Origin of the sequence: Streptomyces sp. NPDC059224 (assembly GCF_042754285.1) — a bacterium.
Taxonomy (GTDB): Bacteria; Actinomycetota; Actinomycetes; order Streptomycetales; family Streptomycetaceae; genus Streptomyces.
The window spans coordinates 149,201-169,795 of the sequence record NZ_JBHZAN010000020.1; the positions used below are offsets into that span (position 1 = coordinate 149,201).

The 20,595-nt window shown below is 73.2% G+C and carries 21 protein-coding genes; 11 read left to right on the forward strand and 10 right to left on the reverse strand.

The window, feature by feature from the left end; translation table 11 throughout:
* Positions 1-7 precede the first annotated feature (7 nt).
* The gene (locus tag ACFXI4_RS23390) at positions 8-1,111 is read left to right on the forward strand and encodes a phosphotransferase family protein (protein ID WP_384993979.1); all 1,104 of its coding nucleotides are present in this window, start codon (positions 8-10) and stop codon (positions 1,109-1,111) included.
* Position 1,112: 1 nt separating this feature from the next.
* On the opposite strand, the gene ACFXI4_RS23395 is transcribed toward ACFXI4_RS23390, so the two are convergent.
* A complete protein-coding gene (locus ACFXI4_RS23395) occupies positions 1,113-1,574 on the reverse strand; it encodes a hypothetical protein (RefSeq protein WP_362722006.1) in 462 nt (153 codons plus the stop codon).
* Positions 1,575-1,841: 267 nt separating this feature from the next.
* Here ACFXI4_RS23395 and ACFXI4_RS23400 point away from each other — a divergent pair, with 267 nt between their 5' ends.
* The 4 genes from ACFXI4_RS23400 to fxsA all read left to right on the forward strand — a co-directional run bounded on the left by ACFXI4_RS23400 (position 1,842) and on the right by fxsA (position 6,004).
* The gene (locus tag ACFXI4_RS23400; RefSeq protein ID WP_053759891.1) at positions 1,842-2,282 is read left to right on the forward strand and encodes an Lrp/AsnC family transcriptional regulator; all 441 of its coding nucleotides are present in this window, start codon (positions 1,842-1,844) and stop codon (positions 2,280-2,282) included.
* A gap of 124 nt (positions 2,283-2,406) precedes the next feature.
* A complete protein-coding gene (locus tag ACFXI4_RS23405; RefSeq protein ID WP_384993981.1) occupies positions 2,407-4,014 on the forward strand; it encodes an amidohydrolase in 1,608 nt (535 codons plus the stop codon).
* A gap of 557 nt (positions 4,015-4,571) precedes the next feature.
* On the forward strand, positions 4,572-5,387 hold the full coding sequence (locus tag ACFXI4_RS23410; protein ID WP_384993983.1) for a polyprenol monophosphomannose synthase: 816 nt from the start codon (positions 4,572-4,574) through the stop codon (positions 5,385-5,387).
* Positions 5,388-5,434: 47 nt separating this feature from the next.
* Entirely contained in the window at positions 5,435-6,004 is a 570-nt protein-coding gene (fxsA, locus tag ACFXI4_RS23415) for an FxsA family membrane protein (RefSeq protein WP_384993986.1), read from the forward strand.
* A gap of 97 nt (positions 6,005-6,101) precedes the next feature.
* On the opposite strand, the gene ACFXI4_RS23420 is transcribed toward fxsA, so the two are convergent.
* From ACFXI4_RS23420 to ACFXI4_RS23435, 4 genes are all read right to left on the reverse strand, one after another.
* A complete protein-coding gene (locus ACFXI4_RS23420; RefSeq protein ID WP_010046329.1) occupies positions 6,102-6,476 on the reverse strand; it encodes an RNA polymerase-binding protein RbpA in 375 nt (124 codons plus the stop codon).
* 305 nt (positions 6,477-6,781) lie between these two features.
* Positions 6,782-8,137 (reverse strand): MFS transporter, encoded by a 1,356-nt coding sequence (locus ACFXI4_RS23425; RefSeq protein ID WP_384993989.1) that lies wholly within the window; start codon positions 8,135-8,137, stop codon positions 6,782-6,784.
* A gap of 40 nt (positions 8,138-8,177) precedes the next feature.
* Complete coding sequence (locus ACFXI4_RS23430; protein WP_384993991.1) at positions 8,178-8,945, reverse strand: glycerophosphodiester phosphodiesterase; 768 nt, start codon at positions 8,943-8,945, stop codon at positions 8,178-8,180.
* Complete coding sequence (locus ACFXI4_RS23435; RefSeq protein WP_384993993.1) at positions 8,942-9,661, reverse strand: YitT family protein; 720 nt, start codon at positions 9,659-9,661, stop codon at positions 8,942-8,944. The genes ACFXI4_RS23430 and ACFXI4_RS23435 overlap by 4 nt, the downstream gene beginning before the upstream one ends.
* Before the next feature lie 34 nt (positions 9,662-9,695).
* Between ACFXI4_RS23435 and ACFXI4_RS23440 the strand changes: the two genes are divergently transcribed.
* On the forward strand, positions 9,696-11,195 hold the full coding sequence (locus ACFXI4_RS23440) for a PLP-dependent aminotransferase family protein (RefSeq protein WP_384993996.1): 1,500 nt from the start codon (positions 9,696-9,698) through the stop codon (positions 11,193-11,195).
* A 162-nt stretch (positions 11,196-11,357) separates the two neighbouring features.
* Here the strand turns inward: ACFXI4_RS23440 and ACFXI4_RS23445 are convergent, their stop codons facing one another.
* Positions 11,358-12,938: an ABC transporter ATP-binding protein gene (locus ACFXI4_RS23445; RefSeq protein WP_384993998.1), complete on the reverse strand. Its 1,581-nt coding sequence runs from the start codon at positions 12,936-12,938 to the stop codon at positions 11,358-11,360.
* A 37-nt stretch (positions 12,939-12,975) separates the two neighbouring features.
* Positions 12,976-13,170: a hypothetical protein gene (locus ACFXI4_RS23450; RefSeq protein ID WP_046731976.1), complete on the reverse strand. Its 195-nt coding sequence runs from the start codon at positions 13,168-13,170 to the stop codon at positions 12,976-12,978.
* Between the two features lie 311 nt (positions 13,171-13,481).
* On the opposite strand from ACFXI4_RS23450, the gene ACFXI4_RS23455 reads away from it, so the two are divergent.
* A complete protein-coding gene (locus tag ACFXI4_RS23455; protein ID WP_384994000.1) occupies positions 13,482-13,874 on the forward strand; it encodes an ankyrin repeat domain-containing protein in 393 nt (130 codons plus the stop codon).
* Positions 13,875-14,175: 301 nt separating this feature from the next.
* Positions 14,176-15,594: a HEAT repeat domain-containing protein gene (locus ACFXI4_RS23460; protein ID WP_384994002.1), complete on the forward strand. Its 1,419-nt coding sequence runs from the start codon at positions 14,176-14,178 to the stop codon at positions 15,592-15,594.
* Between the two features lie 44 nt (positions 15,595-15,638).
* Here the strand turns inward: ACFXI4_RS23460 and ACFXI4_RS23465 are convergent, their stop codons facing one another.
* A complete protein-coding gene (locus tag ACFXI4_RS23465; protein WP_384994076.1) occupies positions 15,639-15,959 on the reverse strand; it encodes a hypothetical protein in 321 nt (106 codons plus the stop codon).
* Here ACFXI4_RS23465 and ACFXI4_RS23470 point away from each other — a divergent pair.
* Genes ACFXI4_RS23470 through ACFXI4_RS23480 form a run of 3 tightly spaced genes read left to right on the forward strand, consistent with a single transcriptional unit; the run spans position 15,861 to position 19,041 of the window.
* Positions 15,861-16,991: a glycosyltransferase family 4 protein gene (locus ACFXI4_RS23470; protein WP_384994005.1), complete on the forward strand. Its 1,131-nt coding sequence runs from the start codon at positions 15,861-15,863 to the stop codon at positions 16,989-16,991. The genes ACFXI4_RS23465 and ACFXI4_RS23470 overlap by 99 nt on opposite strands.
* Complete coding sequence (locus ACFXI4_RS23475; RefSeq protein ID WP_384994008.1) at positions 16,988-18,193, forward strand: glycosyltransferase; 1,206 nt, start codon at positions 16,988-16,990, stop codon at positions 18,191-18,193. Before ACFXI4_RS23470 ends, ACFXI4_RS23475 begins: the two co-directional genes overlap by 4 nt.
* Positions 18,190-19,041 (forward strand): SGNH/GDSL hydrolase family protein, encoded by an 852-nt coding sequence (locus ACFXI4_RS23480; protein WP_384994011.1) that lies wholly within the window; start codon positions 18,190-18,192, stop codon positions 19,039-19,041. The genes ACFXI4_RS23475 and ACFXI4_RS23480 overlap by 4 nt, the downstream gene beginning before the upstream one ends.
* A gap of 52 nt (positions 19,042-19,093) precedes the next feature.
* On the opposite strand, the gene ACFXI4_RS23485 is transcribed toward ACFXI4_RS23480, so the two are convergent.
* Both ACFXI4_RS23485 and ACFXI4_RS23490 read right to left on the reverse strand, forming a co-directional pair.
* The gene (locus tag ACFXI4_RS23485; protein ID WP_384994013.1) at positions 19,094-19,963 is read right to left on the reverse strand and encodes a biotin-dependent carboxyltransferase family protein; all 870 of its coding nucleotides are present in this window, start codon (positions 19,961-19,963) and stop codon (positions 19,094-19,096) included.
* Entirely contained in the window at positions 19,960-20,577 is a 618-nt protein-coding gene (locus ACFXI4_RS23490; RefSeq protein ID WP_384994016.1) for an allophanate hydrolase subunit 1, read from the reverse strand. Before ACFXI4_RS23490 ends, ACFXI4_RS23485 begins: the two co-directional genes overlap by 4 nt.
* Positions 20,578-20,595 lie beyond the last annotated feature (18 nt).

A 20,595-nucleotide genomic window follows, 5' to 3' on the forward strand; every position in this document is an offset into this window, starting at 1 on the left:
GGCCGGGATGACGACGGCACCACGCCCACGCACCACCACGCGCGACCCGGAGGAGCTCGGCCGTCGGCTGACCGCCTGGCTGGACGCCCGGCTCCCCGGCGCCCGGGCCGTCGGCATCACGGTCCCCGCCTCCAACGGCATGTCCAGCGAGACCCTGCTGTTCGACATCGAGCACCCCCACCCGCCGCTGCGGGCCTGCGCGTTGAGGCTGGCGGCCGACCCCTCGGCGTACACGGTCTTTCCCACGTACGACCTCACCCGCCAGTACCGCACCATGCGGCTGGTCGCCGAACACACGGACGTGCCGGTGCCCAGGGTCCGGTGGCTGGAGGAGGATCCAGGGCCGCTCGGCGCGCCCTTCCTCGTCATGGAACGGGCCGAGGGCCGTGTCCCACCCGACGTCATGCCCTATACGTACGAGGGGAATTGGCTGCACGCGGCGAGCGATGCCGAGCGCGAGCGCCTCGAAGCGGCGTCCGTCGGCCTGCTGGCCCGGCTGCACGACCAAGTCCCCCTCGAAGAGGCGGAGTTCCTGGCGCTGCCCGGGGACGGCGACACCCTGAGCCGGCACGTCGAGTCCCAACGCGCCTACTACGACTGGGTGGTGGACGGACTCGCCCGCTCACCCCTGATCGAGGCCGCGTTCGACCGGCTGGCCGAGCTGTGGCCGGCCGAGCCCGGCACCCCGGTCCTCAACTGGGGCGACGCCCGCATCGGGAACGTGGTCTACGACGGCTTCGACCCCGTCGCCGTACTCGACTGGGAGATGGCCGCGCCGGCCCCGCGCGAGGTGGACCTCGGCTGGACCGTCTACCTGCACCGCTTCTTCCAGGACCTCACGGCCGGCTCCGGACAGCGGGGACTGCCGGGGTTCCTGCGCCGTGAGCGGGTCGAGGCCCGCTACGCCCGGCTGACCGGCCATGTCCCGCGGGACATGGACTTCTACACCCTGTACGCCGCCCTGCGGCACGCGATCGTCATGCTGCGCATCGCCTACCGCCAGGTGTACTTCGGTGAGGTCGCCGTCCCGGCGGATCCGGACACACTGATCCTGCACCACGGCAGTCTGCGCGCCATGGTGCAGGGCAGCTACTGGGACGCGGTGCGGTGACTCAGGCGGCCTGACGACCGAGGTCACTGCCGCCGAGGCGGCGCATCGTCGGTACGCGCATCGGGCGCGAGCCCGGGCCGCCGACGTGCGAGAAGGGCTGCGTCCGCCAGTCCAGACCCTGCGGAAGGGTGAGCAGGAGGGCGGTGTCCTGCTCCTGCGGCTCGACCGACTCGTCGGCGGACGAGGCCTCGGCCGAGGCACGGCCCGTCCCGGCACAGACGGTCAGGCCGAACGGGTTCCACGGGGAGGCGCACAGCGCGTGCTCCGGCAGGAACTCCTCGTCCGCCAGCAGCGCGATCGGCTGCGCGCAGTCCGGGCAGATCACCCGGTACATCTCGAAGGTGTCGTACGCGTCCAGTTCATCGGCCTCGTAGAGGTCGGGTTCGACGCCCTCCGGCTCGGGCTCGACGACCAGCTGCGGGCGCTTGGACGTGGGACGACCAGGGCGCTTAAGACTCTGCATGGGTAACTCCCCCTCGGGCTGGGCCGTATCGGCGCTGCGGCCTCGACCACAGCAAGCACTTCCCGTCCGGTCCTGGCGGTAATCACGAGACCATCACGGAGGCCGCCGAAGAGCTGTGGCGTTCGTCACATGCCGCCCGCAGGTGCCCGGTGCGGTGGTTTTGTCCCTCGGCGGGCCCGCAACCTGCCCTCCGGGACATCACGAACCGGCCGTGAGCCGGGTGGCCGAGGTATCCCAGGAGATCAGGTGCACGGTAGCTTTTGCGCCATGGAGGAGCTGGACCGTCAAATCGTGCAGCTGCTCGTCAAGGACGGGCGGATGAGCTACACCGACCTGGGCAAGGCCACGGGCCTTTCCACGTCGGCCGTGCACCAGCGGGTGCGCCGGCTGGAGCAGCGCGGCGTCATCCGCGGCTACGCCGCGGTCGTCGACCCGGAGGCCGTCGGGCTGCCCATGACGGCGTTCATCTCCGTGAAACCCTTCGACCCCAGCGCCCCCGACGACATCGCGGACCGGCTGGCCGGCGTCCCCGAGATCGAGGCCTGCCACAGCGTGGCCGGCGACGAGAACTACATCCTCAAGGTGCGGGTGGCGACCCCGCACGAGCTGGAGGAGCTGCTGGCCCGGCTGCGCGGGCTCGCGGGGGTGTCCACCCGGACGACGGTGGTGCTGTCGACGCCGTACGAGGCACGGCCGCCCCGGATCTGAGCACCGTCGCGCGGTCGGTGGTGCCGTCGCGGTGGGTGGGACTGTGCACCCCGGCGCGCCCCTGACGGGCCTCCGGGGCACCCTCTGTCCAGGGGTGCCGGTGGCAGGGGTGAGACTGTTCCTCATGAGTGATCGAGCCTCCAAGCCCCAGACCGTCCTGCTGCGCCGCGGCGAGGTGCACAGTCCCGCCGATCCGTTCGCGACCGCGATGGTCGTGGAGCGCGGACAGGTCGCCTGGGTCGGGTCCGAGGGGGCCGCCGACGCCTTCGCGGACGGGGTCGACGAGGTCGTGGACCTGGACGGGGCCCTGGTCACCCCCGCCTTCACGGACGCCCACGTCCACACCACGTCCACCGGACTGGCGCTGACCGGGCTCGACCTGTCCGGGGCCGGCTCGCTGGACGCGGCGCTCGCGCTGGTACGGGACTTCGCCGCCGCACGCCCGGACGACCGGGTGCTGCTCGGGCACGGCTGGGACGCCTCCCGCTGGCCGGACGGCCGTCCGCCGGCCCGCGCCGAGCTGGACGCGGCCACCGGGGGGCGCCCGCTCTATCTCTCCCGCATCGACGTCCACTCGGCCGCCGTGAGCACGGCCCTGCTGGACCTGGTCCCCGGTGCGGTCCCCCGGGAGGACGCTCCGCTCGCCGGCGACGCCCACCACGCCGTGCGCGCCGCCGCGTTCGCGGCCGTGACGCCCGCCCAGCGCGCCGAGGCCCAGCGCGCCGCCCTCGCGCACGCCGTCTCCCTCGGGATCGGCACCGTCCACGAGTGCGGCGGACCGAAGATCTCCTCCGAGGACGACTTCACCGGCCTCCTGCGGCTGGCCGCGCGGACTCCCGGCCCGCGGGTGGTCGGCTACTGGGCGGAGGAGGACGCCGACAAGGCGCGCGAGCTGGGCGCCCTCGGCGCCGCCGGAGACCTCTTCGTCGACGGGGCGCTCGGCTCGCACACCGCCTGCCTGCACGAGCCCTACGCCGACGCCGGCCACACCACCGGCTCCGCCTACCTGGACGCGGCCGCGGTCGCCGCCCACGTCACCGCGTGCACCGAAGCCGGACTCCAGGCGGGCTTCCACGCCATCGGGGACGCTGCCGTGAGCGCGGTGGTGGAGGGCGTGCGAGCCGCCGCCGAGAAGGTCGGCCCGGCCCGCGTCCGTGCCGCCCGGCACCGTGTCGAGCACGCCGAGATGCTCACCCCCGAGCACATCGCCGCCTTCGCCGAGTTCGGGCTGATCGCCTCCGTGCAGCCCGCCTTCGACGCGCTGTGGGGCGGCGCCGACGGCATGTACGCCCAGCGGCTCGGGGCCGAGCGGGCCCGCACCCTCAACCCCTACGCGGCCCTCCTCAAGGCCGGGGTCCCCCTCGCCTTCGGTTCCGACAGCCCGGTCACCCCGCTCGACCCCTGGGGGACCGTGCGCGCCGCCGCCTTCCACCGCACGCCCGGGCACCGGGTCTCGGTGCGCGCCGCGTTCACCGCGCACACGAGGGGCGGCTGGCGGGCGACCGGCCGGGACGACGCGGGCGTCCTGGTGCCGGGCGCGCCCGCCGACTACGCGGTCTGGCGCACCGAGGAACTGGTGGTGCAGGCCCCGGACGACCGGGTCGCCCGCTGGTCCACCGACCCGCGCTCCGGCACCCCCGGCCTGCCCGATCTGACCCCCGGCCAGGAGCTTCCGGTCTGTCTGCGCACCGTGGTGGGCGGCCGGACCGTGTTCGTACGGCCGGGCGAGTGATCTCCCGGGGTGGCGTGGTCGTCATCGACGGTCGCCGCTGCGTCGCGCGACCTGCGCATCCTCCGCTCTGACCAGGGGTTTGATGCCGTTTACGCAGGTCAGACGGCTGTTGACAGCCAGCGGCAGCGGGCCGGTAGGTTCGGCCGAGTCCACCACCGGACGCCCGACCGGGGAGCAGTTCGCGCACTCGTCGCAGCGCCGCTGGGTCAGGGACGGGGCCCCGCACCGGGGTGCCGCCACTGGGAGCCAGGCTCAGCGCCCGCGCCGACGAGGGAACGTTCCGGCCGGTCGGGAGGTGTGACCCGGGTGGGGCCCGGACGCTCAGTAGACAACGGCTTTCGGTCGACCCGCAGCCAGCGGGTCCCAGGTCGGCCCGAAGGGCGCCGGGCCCCCATCCGCAGCCGAACGGGCCGGCGGAATCATGGATGAACGGCACCCGAAACGGGCATCCTTACCCCGTTCTTGCGGAATCGACACCACCACACGCTCGAGCTGTCACGTCAGTGCAGGCGGTGGCCACTATGGTGGTCCCCTGCGTACGACATGAAGGGGCAGCAGTGAACGACGGCGACGGGACCCTCGCGGCACAGGCCCAGGAGAGGCGGTTCGGCCCGCTCGGCACGGCCTTGGTGATCATCCCCACGTACAACGAGGCGGAGAACATCAAGTCCATCGTCGGCCGGGTACGCCGGGCCGTCCCCGAGGCGCACGTGCTGGTGGCGGACGACAACAGCCCCGACGGCACCGGAAAGCTCGCCGACGAACTGGCCGCCGAGGACGACCACGTCCAGGTACTGCACCGCAAGGGCAAGGAGGGCCTCGGGGCCGCCTATCTCGCGGGCTTCCGCTGGGGCATGGACAACGGCTACGGCGTACTCGTCGAGATGGACGCCGACGGCTCCCACCAGCCGGAGGAGCTGCCCCGGCTGCTGACCGCCCTGAAGGGCGCCGACCTGGTGCTCGGCTCCCGCTGGGTGCCCGGCGGCCGGGTGGTGAACTGGCCCAAGTCCCGCGAGTTCATCTCCCGGGGCGGTTCCCTCTACTCCCGTCTCGCGCTCGACCTCCCGCTGCGTGACATCACCGGCGGCTACCGCGCCTTCCGGCGCGAGACCCTCGAGGGCCTGGGACTCGACGAGGTGGCGTCACAGGGCTACTGCTTCCAGGTCGACCTGGCGCGCCGGGCGATCAAGGCCGGCTTCCACGTGGTCGAGGTGCCCATCACCTTCGTCGAGCGGGAGCTGGGCGACTCCAAGATGAGCCGCGACATCATGGTGGAGGCCCTGTGGCGGGTCACGTCGTGGGGTCTCACCGAGCGGATGGGCAAGATCACCGGCAGGGGCGGGCCGGCTTCCCGGACGGACGATTCCCGCTGATCATCCCCCTTATCCCGCACTGAGCCGGGCCCAGGCACACTGGGAGCATGACGACTGGCGCGCAGCCCCCTCCGCAGACCACCACCCGGCCCCGGCGTTCCCGGCTCGGCAGATATCTGCCGCTGGGGCTCGCCGCGTGGCTGGTGCTGGAGATCTGGCTGCTGACGGTCGTCGCGGGCGCGGCGGGCGGCATGGCCGTGCTCCTGCTGCTGGTGGCGGGCTTCGTCGCCGGGGCCGTGGTCATCAAGCGGGCCGGACGCCGCGCCTTCCGGAGTCTGAACGAGGCGATCCAGCGCGGCGGCTCACCGGAGCGGGGCGGCGGCAACGGCCTGATGATGCTGGGCGGCCTGCTCCTCATGATCCCCGGCCTGGTCTCCGACGCACTCGGCCTGCTGCTCCTGCTGCCGCCGGTGCAGAAGGCGGTCTCCCGCCTGACCGAACGCACCCTCGACCGCAGACTCCGCGCGTCCGCCCCCGGCACCCTGGGCGACGCCTTCCAGCAGGCCCGTATGCACCGCCCCGACGGCAAGGTGGTCCAGGGCGAGGTGATCATCCGGAACGACGGTCAGCAGCGGGGCGACGAGCCGACGGGGGAGCGGCCGCCGCTGACGCGCTGAGCCCGCGGACACAGCACCGGAAAACCGAGGGCGCCCTACGTTCACCGAACGTAGGGCGCCCTCGGTTTTTGTTATGTCGGATTCCCGTTACACGGGACTATGCGGACTTACGGCTGTCCCGCGGATGAATCGCGATGTTCATCGCGCCGGAGCGCAGAACCGCCAGACGCTCCTCGAGGACCTCTTCGAGCTCCTCACGGGTGCGCCGCTCCATCAGCATGTCCCAGTGGGTACGCGCGGGCTTGGCCTTCTTCTCTTCAGGGCCGTCGCCGTCCACGAGGAGTGCCTGGGCCCCGCAGACCTTGCACTCCCACTCCGGCGGGATCTCCGCCTCGACCGAGAAGGGCATCTCGAACCGGTGCCCCTTCTCGCATGCGTACTCCACGGCCTGGCGCGGAGCCAGGTCGATACCGCGGTCCGTCTCGTAGCTGGTCACTACGAGGCGTGTACCGCGAAGAGCTCGCTCACTCATGAATCGTGCCTCCCGGGCTTGTCGCCCACAGGACAGGTGTCGCTGTCGTCGTCATCCGGTCAACGTCCGGTCGGCGGTAAAGATTCCCGTTCCGGGCCATGCGTCGCCGTCGTAGCCGCCCCTTGTTGTACCCACCAGCGCCCGGTTTGTCACATCTGCTAGCAGATGTCACCCAGCGTTTCTGCATCTTTGACGCGCAGTAACGGTCCGCCTGGCAGGCCAAACGCGTACACTACCGCTCTTCGGCGTTGAACGCTAAATCTTCCCGCGGGACCCTCGTGCCGGATCCTCCGCTAGACCTTCTGCTAGACCTTCTGCGGAACCGGATTGCCGGCCTCGCCGATCGCCTGCCGCACCGGCACCCGCGCGAGCAGCGCGAACCCGATGACGAAGAAGACCACCAGCGAGATGATCGCCGAGCGGTAGCTTCCGGTCAGCTGGAAGGTGATCCCGAACAACAGGGGCCCCAGCCAGCTCATCCCCCGATCGCTCATCTCGTAAGCCGCGAAGTACTCGGCTTCCTTGCCGGGCGGTACCAGATGCGAGAACAGCGAGCGGGACAGCGCCTGGCTGCCGCCGAGGACGAGACCGATGCCGGCCGCGAGGACGAAGAACCACACCGGGGCCCCGGCCGGCAGGAAGTAGCCGGCCGCCAGCGTCACCGTCCACGCCACCAGCGACCCGAGGATCGTGCGCTTCGCGCCGTACGTCCTGGCCAGCCGCCCCATCGTCAGGGCGCCGGCCACCGCCAGCACCTGGACCAGCAGAACGGCCCCGATGAGCGTCGACTGGCCGAGCCCGAGCTCCTCGGAGCCGTAGACGGACGCCTGGGAGATCACGGTCTGGATGCCGTCGTTGTAGACGAGGTACGCCAGCAGGAAGGACAGCGTCAGCGGATGGCGGCGCATGTCCCGGGCGGTCGCCGCGAGTTGACGCAGCCCGGGCGCCGTCGCCCCGGCCGCGCCGCGCCCCCTGCCGCCCCGGTCGCGCAGCCGCCGCAGCGGTACGAGGGTGAAGGCGCCCCACCACAGACCCGCCGCGGCCAGGCAGACGCGGACCGCCTCCGTCTCGGAGAGACCGAAGGAGTCGTGGGCGGAGTACAGGACCAGGTCGGCTATCAGCACCAGGGAACCGGCCGCGTAGCCGAAGGCCCAGCCCCGGGAGGAGATCGTGTCGCGTTCCTCGGGCGGGGCGATCTGGGGGAGGTAGGAGTTGTAGAGCATCAGGGCGACCGACTGGGCCGCGTTCGCCACGACCAGCAGCAGCCCGCCGAGCAGGTAGCGGTCGCCGTCGAGGAAGAACATGCCCGTGGTCGCGACGGCCCCGGTGTACGCGGCCGCGCCGAGCAGCTGCTTCTTGCGGCCCGTACGGTCGGCCAGGCTGCCCACCAGGGGCATCAGCACGACCGCCACGATCACCGACAGGGAGACCGAGTAGGCGAAGAAGGAGCCCGAGCGGACCGGGATGCCGAGCGGGTGCACATAGCCGTCCGCGTCGGCCGCGTGGTCGGCGACCGACGTGAGGTACGGGCCGAGGAACACGGTGAGCACGCTCGTCGAGTAGACCGAGCACGCCCAGTCGTAGACGTACCAGCCACGCTGTTCGCGCCGCAGCTCGGTGACCTCGTCCGAGGCCTCCGTCCGCACGGTTTCGGTGCCCACCCGTGCCCTCGCCTTTCCCGCAGCAGTCTCGTCGCGCGTCTCAGACCCAGACGCCGCGGTCCTGCATGACCTCACGCAACGTGTCGATGTGATCGGTCATGATGCCATCGACTCCCAGGTCCAGGAGCCGGTGCATCCGCTCGGGTTCGTTGACGGTCCACACGTGGACGTGCAGCCCGCGCGCGTGGGCGGCGCGGACGAAGCGCCGGTCGACGACCGGGACGCCCGACTGCGACTCGGGTACCTGCGCGGCGACCGCCGACCGGCGCACCGAGGCGGGCAGCCCCCAGGAGCGCAGCCGCAGTCCGACCACACCGCGGGTGCCGAACGAGGTGGCCAGCCGCGGCCCGGCGATGCGCTGCGCCCGCAGCACCCGCGCCTCGGAGAACGAGCCGACGCAGACCCGGTCGTAGGAGTCCGTGCGGTCGATCAGGTCCAGCAGCGGCCGCAGCGCGGGCTCCGCCTTGGCGTCCACGTTCCAGCGGACGTCCGGGAACTCCTCCAGGAGTTCCTCGAAGAGGGGGAGCGGCTCGCGGCCCCCCACGCGCGCGTGCCGTACGTCCTGCCACGGCAGGTCGCCGATCCGGCCCGCCCCGTCGGTGACCCGGTCCAGGGTGTCGTCGTGGAGGGCGACGAGCCTGCCGTCGGCCGTGGCGTGCACATCGGTCTCGATGTACCGGTAGCCCAGCTCGACGGCGCGCCGGAACTGCGCCACGGTGTTCTCCAGGCCGTCGGCGGCCCCGCCGCGGTGGGCGAAGGCGATGGGGCCCGGGTGGTCCAGGTACGGGTGGCGTATCAGCGTGCTCACGGGCGAAGTATGGCCTGCTCCGATGACCCCCTGGCAACGACCGTGCTGCCTGAGGATGCCGGCGGAACGGCGAACACCTTCAGGAACAGCTGGGCCAGCGGCCCGATGGACAGGGCGTACAGCAGGGTCCCGGCACCGATGGTCCCGCCCAGCGCGAAACCCGTGACGACCACCGCGACCTCGATCGCGGTCCGGATCAGCCGGATCGACCGTCCGGTGCGCCGGTGCAGACCCGTCATCAGACCGTCCCGGGGGCCGGGCCCGAAGTCCGCCGCGATGTACAGCCCGGTCGCCGCGCCGTTGAGTACGATCCCCGCCGCCATCAGCGGTATCCGCACGGCGAACGTGTGTGCGCCGGGGACGACGGCGAGCGTGGCGTTCATGGCGAGGCCGATGACGAACACGTTGGAGACCGTGCCGAGGCCCGGGCGCTGGCGCAGCGGTATCCACAGGAGCAGCACGGCCGCGCCCACGATGATCGACACCGTGCCGATGCTCAGCCCGACGTGCTCGGCGAGCCCCTGGTGGAGCACGCCCCAGGGCTCCAGACCCAGGCCCGCCTCGACGAGAAGCCCGGAACTCACGCCGTACAAGGTGAGCCCCGCGTAGAGCTGGAACAGCCGCCGCCCGAACCGGCCTCGTATGGACAAGAGGTACCCCCTGCTGGTGATGGTGGACTGGCCCGTGTCACTCTGTGGCTTGGGAAGAAAAGGCATCCATGGCCAATTCGGGGAAGGTGGACTGATTCTCATGGCGCAGTGGACCTCGGCAGTGGGTGCCGCACAGCTCGCCCGGCTGCTCCACTCGCAGCAGGACCGTCCGGCCGGCCCCGGCACCCGGCGCCCGCCCGCCTACCGCGCGCTCGCCGACGGTGTCCGCCTGCTGGTCCTCGAAGGACGCGTCCCGGTCGCCGCCCGGCTGCCCGCCGAACGCGAACTGGCCCTCGCGCTGTCCGTCAGCCGTACGACCGTCGCGGCGGCGTACGAGGCGTTGCGCGCGGAGGGATTCCTGGAGTCCCGGCGGGGCGCGGGCAGCTGGACCGCCGTCCCGGCGGGCAACCCGCTGCCCGCCCGCGGCCTCGAACCGCTGCCGCCCGAGGCGCTCGGTTCGCTGATCGATCTGGGCACCGCCGCCCTGCCCGCCCCCGAGCCGTGGCTGACCCGCGCGGTCCAGGGCGCCCTGGAAGAACTCCCGCCGTACGCCCGCACGCACGGCGACTACCCGGCCGGACTCCCGGTGCTGCGCGCGATGATCGCGGAGCGCTACACCGCGCGCGGGATCCCCACGATGCCCGAGCAGATCATGGTCACCACCGGTGCGATGGGCGCGATCGACGCGATCTGTCATCTCTTCGGCGGGCGCGGTGAGCGGATCGCCGTCGAGTCACCCTCGTACGCCAACATCCTCCAGCTGATGCGGGAGGCGGGCGCCCGGCTGGTTCCCGTGGCGATGGCGGAGGGCCTCACGGGCTGGGACCTGGACCGCTGGCGTCAGGTACTGCGGGAGGCGGCGCCCCGGATCGCCTACGTCGTCGCCGACTTCCACAACCCCACCGGAGCCCTGGCCGACGAGGACCAGCGCCGCCGGCTGGTCGACGCGGCCCGCTCGGCGGGCACGGTGCTGGTCGTCGACGAGACGATGAGCGAGCTGTGGCTGGACGAGGGCGTGGAGATGCCGCGCCCGGTCTGCGGCTTCGACCCGGCGGGCTCGACCGTGGTCACCGTCGGCTCCGCCAGCAAGGCGTTCTGGGCGGGCATGCGCATCGGGTGGGTGCGCGCGGCCCCGGACGTCATCCGGAGCCTGGTCGCCGCGCGCGCCTACGCGGACCTGGGGACGCCGGTGCTGGAGCAGCTGGCGGTGAACTGGCTGTTCGGCACGGGGGGCTGGGAGCAGGCGGTCGAGGTGCGCCGCGCACAGGCCCGCCAGAACCGGGACGACCTGCTGGCCGCGGTACGGCGGGCGCTGCCGAGCTGGGAGTTCGAGGTGCCGCGGGGCGGGCTGACGTTGTGGGTCCGGGCGGGCGGGCTGTCCGGGTCGCGGCTGGCGGAGGCGGGGGAGCGGGTGGGGGTGCGCGTCCCGTCCGGGCCACGGTTCGGGGTGGACGGCGCGTTCGAGGGTTATGTGCGGCTTCCGTTCACCGTGGGGGGAGCGGTGGCGGAGGAGGCGGCGAGCCGACTGGCCGCGGCGGCTCGGCTGGTGGAGGCGGGCGCCTCCGGCGGCGGCGAGGCGCCGAGGACGTTCGTGGCGTAGGAGCGGTCGGGCGGTGGTCGGACGGGCCGGTGAGGGCCGGGCGCCGCTGGTTCCCCGCGCGCCTTGCGGGGCTCTCGGCGACCGCGTCGCGCCTTCAGGGGCGCGGGAACCGCGCGATCAGCCCCCCCTCCGCGGCCCGCAGCCGGACGACCGCCTCCTGCCTCAGGCTTCGGAGACGGCCACTTCCATCGGCGCCGCCTCCACCGGGTCCGGCTGCTCCGCCGGCTCGGAGGGGCCGCTCCGCGGCGGCAGCAGGTCCAGTACCGCCTGCCGGTCCGTGTCGCTGGTCGCGTCGTCGTACGGGTCCGGTGTGGAGGGCACCTGGAGCCGCAGCACCGGGCCGTGGCCCAGCCGGGCGTAGCCCCGGCCCGGCGGCATGTGGGCCAGCGGTGTCGTGTGCGGCGGCGCTCCCAGCGCCGCCTCCAGTTCGTCCGGCAGCGCCGGCCCGAGCACGACACGCGCGCGGGTGTGCTGCCGCAACGCCTCGCTCACCGCGTCCGTGCTGTCGAGGTGCTCGGCGACCACCACGGTGACGTTCGCCGCGCGGCCGTGCCGCAGCGGGGTCTGGAGCAGGGTCTGCGGGTCCTTGTGGCCGTTCGCCGAGGCCAGGTGGACGAAGGGACCGGGACGGTCCAGCAGGATCCACAGCGGACGCCGGCAGTCGTCCGGCGGCGGATGGCCGGCCTGCCGCGCGCGGTTGACGGCGATGAGCCGCCGTTCCGTCTCGTGCGCGGCCCATTCGAGGCTGGCGAGAGCCCCCGCGAGGCCGCACTCCACGGCGAGGACACCGTCCCGGCCGGAGAGGCACGCGTACTCGCCGGTGCCGCCGCCCTCGATGATCAGCACGTCGCCGTACTGGAGGGCCTGGAGGGCGACCGAGCGCAGCAGGGTCGAGGTGCCGCTGCCGGGGCGGCCCATGACCAGCAGATGAGGTTCGGTGGAGCGGGCGCCGGTACGCCAGACGACCGGCGGGACGTCGCGTTGCTCCTCGCCGTAGGTGAGCGGGAGCGTGCGCTGGACCTCGCTGGGGTCGGTGAAGCCCAGGACCGTCTCGCCCGGCGACGTGACGAACCGCTGGGCGGCGATGTCGGTGGGCAGCGGGGCGAGGGCGGTCACCGTGAGCCGGTTGCCCTCCTCGTCCCACGCGAAGTGGTACTCGCGGCCGCGCCCGGACTTCGCGGTGAGCAGGTACTCGATCCGTGCGCGGGCCCCGGGCTCGCCGTCCGGGAAGTACGCGGGGTAGCGGATCAGCAGCTGCCGGACGCGGCCGGCCTCGTCGAACTCGTGGGAGAGGAAGGCCTTCTCCCACTCCCCGCCGTGTGCGTACAGCGGCGCCGGGTCCTCGGCGGCCGAGAAGTACGGCACCAGGGCCTCGTACAGGGACTGGAGCCGCTGGGTCTGCGACTCGTCGGGGCCCTCCGGCGTGGGCGGGGTGCGGTCGCGGCCGTGCCAGGCACTCGCCGCCATCAGGGTGATGACGGCGAGCAGCGGTCCGTACGGCACCAGGGCCACGACCAGGACGACCGAGGCCACCAGGAACAGCAGCGGGCCACGCTTGTCCTTGGGGGTCTCCGCCCACTTGCGCCGGCCGGCCGAGGCCAGCCGGCGCAGCCCGCGCGTGACGGTGATGAGCGGATGGAGGACGTCGGTGGCGTTGTCGGCAGCCGTCCGGGCCAGCTCCCTGCTCCGGGCGAGCTGCGCGGTGCCGTTGCTCAGAATGCGGGGGAGAGGGCGCCGGACCACTGCTGCCTCCTGAAGGTGCGTAGGGACGGGAGGGAGGTCAGAACTTGATGCCGCCGAGCAGGCTCGCCAGGCTCTCGCCGCCGGCCTTGATGCTCGGTGCGATCGCCGTGCTGGCGAGATAGAAGCCGAAGAGCGCCGAGACCGTGGCGTGCGACGGCTTCAGTCCGTCCTTGCGGAAGAAGAGGAAGACGATGATGCCGAGCACGATGACGCCTGAGATGGAGAGGATCATTTGCGATCTCCTGGTGTCGAGGGGGGACAGTCACCATGAGTTCTTCCAGCATCACAGAAGGTATCTATACGATTAAAGGTGCGAATGGGTGAAATCAAGTCGATTTCACTCGACCGGTGGATCGTTCCGGCCTCTGCCGACCGGACCGGACGGCGCGGCCGCGGTGATCTTCCCTCGGGCGGTTCCGGTCGTGCGCACCCTGAAGCCAGTACGCTGGCGATTCACTCGTACGGCCGCGCGGCCCGCCCGTTGCCGTACGCTCCCCCTGTCCGCGGAAGTCCCCGCAGCACACAGGAGAGGCGGTCCGTTCGATGAGCGAAGCCCCCGACCCCGAGGTCGTGGAGCTGGCGACCAAGATCTTCGATCTGGCCCGGCAGGGACGGACCGAGGCGCTCGTGGCGTATCTCGACGCGGGCGTTCCGGCCAACCTCACCAACGACCGCGGTGACTCCCTCGTGATGCTCGCCGCCTACCACGGGCATGCCGACGCGGTGCGCGAGCTGCTCGCCCGTGGTGCCGACGCGGACCGGATCAACGACAGAGGCCAGACCCCGCTCGCGGGTGCGGCCTTCAAGGGTGAGACCGAGGTCGTCGAGGCGCTCATGGCGTTCGGCGCGGACCCCGCCGCGGGTACTCCGTCGGCCGTCGACACCGCTCGGATGTTCGGCAAGGCAGAACTTCTCGAGTTGTTCGGTATCAGCTGAACCATCCCTTCCGACCAGCGAAAACACACAAAACGGGGGAGGCGGTACAGGGCCGCCGAAATTTCGGTCGCGGCAGGTCGAAGTGCCGAGTCATCATGACGTCGTGATTCATGGACGCGATGGCTGGGCAGGTGATGCCGCACCGCGCGGGCCGTGACGCGGCCCGCATGGGCCACTGACGAGAGGCAGAGAGAAATGGTCTACAGCAAGCAAGAGACGGCGGGCGCTCCGACGTTGTGTCACGCGGCCAGGTAGTACGTGTTCTCCGGTTGCGTCGACGCTTGATGTGAGGCTGTTTCCCATGTTCGATCCGGTCATAGCGCCCAGCGGTACGCTGCTCGGCCTGCTCCAGCGGGGCCGCGGCGACGGCACGCTGCACGCGCTCACCGCCCCGCGCGCCGAAGCGCTCGCGGCACTGAACCACTGCGTGCTCCGCGATCCCCGCCACGACTGGCAGGTGGAGAACCGCTCCCTTTACTACGCCCGCCTGTACCTCGACCTGAACGGCGAGCTGGACGCCATCGAGGCGCATCTCTTCGACCCCGACGACGTCCTCGACACCGAGGAGTCCCGTACCGGCCTGGCGCTGGCCGTGCTCGGGCACCTGGCCTCCTACGGCAGGCGGGACGCCCTCGTGCTGCTGCGCAGGTACGCCGCCACCGGCACCAACTGGGCCTGGGCCCTGGACGAGCTGGCGCTGCGCGACGACGACGCGGGCCTGTGCGCGCTGGCCGCCCCGGTGCTCGCGCGGTTCACCACGGACGCCGAGGGCGAGGCCGAGCTGGCCACCGCCGTACGGGACGCCTTCGAACCACGGCCCTGGCGGCTGTGGGCCGAGGATCCCCGGGAATCGATCGCCACGCGCGTGCGTGCCGCCCAGGAGACCGGCTGTTTCGACCGCTGGCAGCGCCAGATGCGACCTACCGGGCCCCGTCCGGGGTGGAGCGTGCGCGCGGTCTTCGAGTGGGCCCAGCAGGGTGTAGAGCGGGGCGCGGCCCTGCACGTGCCGGCCGCCCGCTGCCTGGTCGCCGTGGCCGGTCCCGAGGACCGGCCGGAGATCCTGCAGGCGGCCAAGGACGGCACCGACGGGGCCCGCTGCACCGCGTTGCGCTACCTCGCCGACAGCAACGACCCCGACGCCCTGAGCCTGATCGAGGCCGCCGTGGCCGACGGCACCGCCGCCGTCGTGGAGGCGGCCGTCGACGCCTTCGAACGCATGCGCAGCATCGCCGCCGTCGACCGCGCCCGGGGCTGGGCCCGCCGGCCCGACGCCCTCGGCGCCGCCGCCGGACGGATGCTCGCCTGCCGGGGCGGCGCCCAGGACGGCGAACTGGTCCTCGCGGCGCTCCGGGAGGCCGTACGCGGCGAAGGCCCGGACGCACCGACCCTGTGGACCCTCGTCGACGGCACCGGACGCCTCGGCATCGCCTGCGCCGCGCCCGTCCTGCGGCACGTCTACCGCGAGACCGCCTCGTCACATCTGCGCGGCCGCGCCGCCCGCGCCCTGGCCGCCACCGACCCCTCCTTCGCCACCGGATTCGCCGTCGAATGCCTCTGGGACTGTGAGGAGACCACCCGCGAGATCGCCGCCCGGCACGCCGAGACCGCTGACGCCCGGGTCGTCGAACAACTCCGCCGGCTCGCCGCGGACCCCGCCGAGGAGGACGAGGTCCAGACGGCCGTCCGCAGCCGTATCGGACCGGACACACCCGCCGTGTGAGGCATCGCCACGGGGGATCACGGCTTCATCCCGGGACCACGGCTTCATCCCGGAACTACGGCTTCGTCCCGGGAACCACGGAGGGTCCCGCACACGTTCCCTTCGCGGAAGTCCGCCCGCCAAGTGAACCAGCGGTGACCGACAGACCAGCCGGGCATGGACACCGGCTGGCCCGCTCCGGTGTGCAGGGCAACGCTCATGGGACGTTTAACATTCGGAAAGATCCACTTTGACGCGGCCACGTCCAGCGCGGCGACAACACCGGTATGCGTGTCGTCATCGTGACCGAATCCTTTCCCCCCGATGTGAACGGCGTGGCCCACTGCGCGCTCCAGACCGCCCGACACCTCGTCGATCGCGGTCACGCGCCCCTCGTCGTCGCTCCGGCTCCCGCCCCCGGAAACAGGCTCGCGGCGGCCGCCGCGCCGTGCCCTGTCGTCCACGTCCCCTCCCTCCCGCTCCCGGGCTATCCCCAGGTCCGCGTGGCTCTCCCCAGCCGCAAACTCGCCGCCGCACTGATCGAGCACCGCGCGGACGTCGTCCACCTGGCCAGCCCCTTCATCCTCGGTGTCCGCGGCATGGCCGCCGCCGCCCGGCTCGGCGTCCCCGCCGTCGCCGTCTACCAGACGGACCTGGCCGGATACGCCCGTACCTACGTGGGCGCCGGCGAGGCGGCCGCCTGGCGGCGGATACGGTCCGTCCACGGCGCCGCCGACCGCACCCTGGCTCCGTCCACCGCCTCGATCAGCGACCTGGAGTCGCACGGGGTGCCCCGGATCCAGCTGTGGCAGCGCGGTGTGGACACCGTCCGCTTCCGCCCCGACTTCCGCGACGAGGGGCTGCGCCGCGAGATCGCCCCGAACGGCGAGGTCGTCGTCGGCTACGTCGGCCGCCTCGCCCCCGAGAAGCAGATCGAACTCCTCGGCGGGGTCTGCGGCCTGGAAGGCGTCAAGGTCGTGATCGTGGGCGACGGTCCCAGCCAGCCCCATCTCACCGAGGCGCTGCCCGGCGCCGTCTTCCTCGGCCGCCGCACCGGCCACGACCTGGCCCGGATCTTCGCCTCGTTCGACGTCTTCGCGCACACCGGCCCCTTCGAGACGTTCTGCCAGACCGTCCAGGAGGCCATGGCCAGCGGCGTCCCGGTCGTCGCGCCCGCGGCCGGCGGCCCGATCGACCTGGTCGACCACGGCCGCACCGGCTTCCTGGTCCCGCCGCGCGACGCGGGTGCCGTCCGTGAGGCCGTGGCCTCCCTGGTGGCCGACCCCGCGATGCGGGCCGCCTTCGGCGCCGCCGCCCGCGCGACCGTCGAGGGCCGCACCTGGGCCGCCGTCGGCGACCAGCTGATCCAGCACTACGAGGACGTGCTCGCGGCACGCCGGCCGGTGGTGGCGGCATGAGCGTCTCCTCGTCCGCGCCCCTGCGCATCGTCCGGCTCGCCAACTTCGTCGCGCCCTCCTCCGGCGGCCTGCGCACCGCCCTGCGCGAACTCGGGAAGGGCTTCGTGGCCGCCGGTCACGACTCGGTCCTGATCGTGCCCGGCGAGCGTTACTCGGACCGGGTCGAGGAGCAGGGCCGGGTCATCACCCTGCCCGGCCCGGTGCTGCCCGGCACCGGCGGCTACCGCGTCCTGGTCGACAAGACCCGCGTGCAGACCCTCCTGGAGCACCTCGCCCCGGACCGCCTGGAGGTGTCCGACCGCACCACCCTGCGCTGGACCGGCCGCTGGGCCCGGCGCGCCCGGATCCCCGCCGTGATGGTCTCCCACGAGACCGCCGACGGTGTCCTGCGCACCTGGGGCATGTCGGAGAACATGTCCCGGCGCACCGCCGACGCGCTCAACATCCGTACGGCGCACACCTACGCGCGCGTGGTGTGCACCACCGAGTTCGCCGAGCGCGAGTTCATCCGCATCGGCGCGCGCAACGTCGTACGCGCCCCCCTGGGCGTCGACCTCACGGGCCGCCACCCCTCGATGCGCGACCTCGACCTGCGGGCCCGGTACGCGACCGAGGACGAGGCACTGCTCGTGATGTGCTCGCGGCTGTCCGTGGAGAAGCGGCCCGGCACCGCCCTCGACGCCGTGGAGGCGCTGGTCAGACGCGGTCGCCGGGTGGTCCTGGTGGTGGCCGGCGACGGGCCGCTGCGGGCGCGGCTGGAACAGCGCGCGCGGGAGCGCAGGCTGCCGGTGACCTTCCTCGGGCACGTCTCCGACCGGGACACCCTGGGCGCGCTGCAGGCGTCCGCCGACGTGGCCATGGCGCCCGGACCCGCCGAGACCTTCGGGCTTGCCGCCCTGGAGGCCATGGCCTGCGGGACGCCCGTGGTCGCCAGCGCCTCCTCCGCGCTGCCCGAGGTGATCGGGTCCGCGGGGGCCACCGCCGCCGACCGCGGCGACGCCTTCGCCGACGCGGTGGAGCTGCTCCTGGAGCGGCCCGGTCCCGAGCGCCGGGAGGTGGCACGCGCGCGTGCGGAGTGCTTCGGCTGGGGGACGGCGGTGGAGGCCTTCCTCGCCGCGCACGACGCGCCGGTGCCGTGCCGTCACGACGAGAACGCGACGCCGGAGCCGGTCCGTCGTGTCGTGCCGGAGGGCGTGGCATGAGAGCGGTTCGGTTCGTGGCACTGGGCGACTCGCTGACCGCGGGCGTGGGCGACCCCGCCGGCGACGGGTGGCGCGGCTGGGCCGCGCTGCTCGCCGGCGGACTCGCCGCGAGGGACGTGGATTTCACCAATCTCGCGGTCAGCGGGGCGCAGACCCGGGACGTCCTGGAACGTCAGACCCAGGCCGCACTGGACCTGCGCCCCGACATCGTCGCCGTCGTCATCGGCGTCAACGACACCCTGCGCTGCACCTTCGACATCCACGCGGTGGCCGAACGGCTCGACAAGGTCTACGCGGCCCTGACGGCGCAGGGTGCGACCCTGCTCACGGCGTGCCTGCCCGACCCCGGTTCGATGTGGGGACTGCCGGGCGCACTGGCCCGGCCGCTGGCCCGCCGGGGGCGTGCGGTCAACGCGGTGGTGCACGCCCTGTCCGAGCGGTACGGAGCGGTCCATCTGCACGCGGCGGAGGGCGCCTGGCTCACCGACCGGGCGATGTGGAGCGCGGACCGGCTGCACCCGTGCGAGCGGGGGCACCGGCAGCTCGCCGTCCGCTTCCACGCCCTGCTCGCCCCGCTGGGCATGGCGACGGGGACGGCACCGTCCGCCGAGCCCGAGTTCCCGGCGCCGACGAAGAGGGCGAGTCTCCTCTGGCTGGCCACGGCCGGCACCGCCTGGGTGATCAGGCGCTGCCGGGACCTGCTGCCCCAGCTGCTGCGGCTGGCCGTCGACGAGATGCGGCACCGTCGCAGGGGCACCAGCGCCCGACTGGACCTGAGCGCGTCCGCCGCCGTGTCCGCCGCGCTGGCTGCCCTCCAGGCGCCGGAGCGGCCCGCCGACGCCGCGTGAGGGCGATGACGGCACGCGCGGGCGACGGTGCCGGACGCGGCCGCCCGGCGGCTCAGCGACGGCTCACGGCCGTGAAGCGGACCGGGACGCCCGGGACCGCCTGGGCGGCCGCCGGCAGGTCGGCGGCGCGGACCACCGCGATCACCGGATAGCCGCCGGTGGTCGGATGGTCGGCCAGGAACACCACCGGACGGCCGTCCGGCGGCACCTGGACGGCGCCCAGGACCATGCCCTCGCTGGGGAGTTCACCGGTACGGGCTCGCTCCAGGGCGGGCCCCTCCGTGCGCAGCCCGATGCGGTTGCTCGCCGACGACACGCGGTACGCGCGCGAGGTGAAGGCCCGGACGGCCGCGGGCGTGAACCAGCCGGCGCGCGGTCCGAGCGTCACCCGCAGCACGAGCTCGCTGGGCGGGGACGGCTGCGGTACGACGTCCACGCGCGCGTGCGGGCCCGCCGGAGCGCCCAGCGGCAGCACCGCGCCGTCCGCCAGCGGGGCCGGTCCCAGCCCGGACAGCAGATCAGTGGCCCGGCTGCCCAGCACCGGCTCCACGGCGATCCCGCCCGAGACGGCCACATAACTGCGTACGCCGGACCGGGCCGCTCCCACCTCCAGCAGCTCCCCGGCCGCGACCACCACGGGCGCGCCCCACGCGGCCGGGCGGCCGCCCACCGTGACCGGACCCGGCGCACCCCCGACCGCGACCACCACCGGTGAGCGTGGCCGGACGGCACACCCGGTGAGGGTCGTCTCCAGGACGGCCGCGTCGGGGGAGTTGCCCACCAGCCGGTTGACGAGCGCCGCGGCGGGCGCGTCCAGCGCCCCCGAGCGGGGTACGCCGAGATGCGCGTACCCCGGACGTCCGCGGTCCTGCACGGTGGTCAGCGCCCCGGCCCGTACGACGACGAGCGCTCGGTCGGTCATGCGTCCCCCACCGGCACGAACCGCACCCGCGTACCCGGGGTCAGCAGCGCGGCCGGCACGCGCGCGTGGTCCCACAGCACCGCCTCCGTCGTCCCGATCAACTGCCAGCCACCCGGCGAGGAACGCGGGTACACGCCCGTGTACGGCCCGGCCAGCGCCACGGCGCCCGCGGGCACCGCCGTGCGCGGCGTGGCACGGCGCGGCACGGCGTACCGGCCGGGGAGTCCGGTGAGGTAGCCGAAGCCGGGCGCGAAACCGCAGAAGGCGACGGTGAACTCGGTCGCCGCGTGGATGCGGGCCACCTCCCGCTCGGGCACCCGCCAGTGCGCGGCGACGTCGGCCAGGTCCGGGCCGTCGTAGCGCACCGGCAGCTCGACGGCCGCACGCGTGCGTGGGGGAGTGAAGGGGATCTCTGCGGCGGCCAGTTCGGCGGCCCGGCGGGCCGGGTCGTCGAGCCCGTCGAGCAGGACCGTGCGGGCGGCCGGCACGATCTCGGCGACCCGCAGCGAGCCCTCCGCGCGGCGGCGCGAGAGCTCCGCGTGCAGGGCCTGGGCCGCCGCGCCGGAGCCGACCTCGATCAGGAGGGCGTCGTCTCCGACGAGGTGTGTGGTCATGGGCGAGGAGGTCTGAGA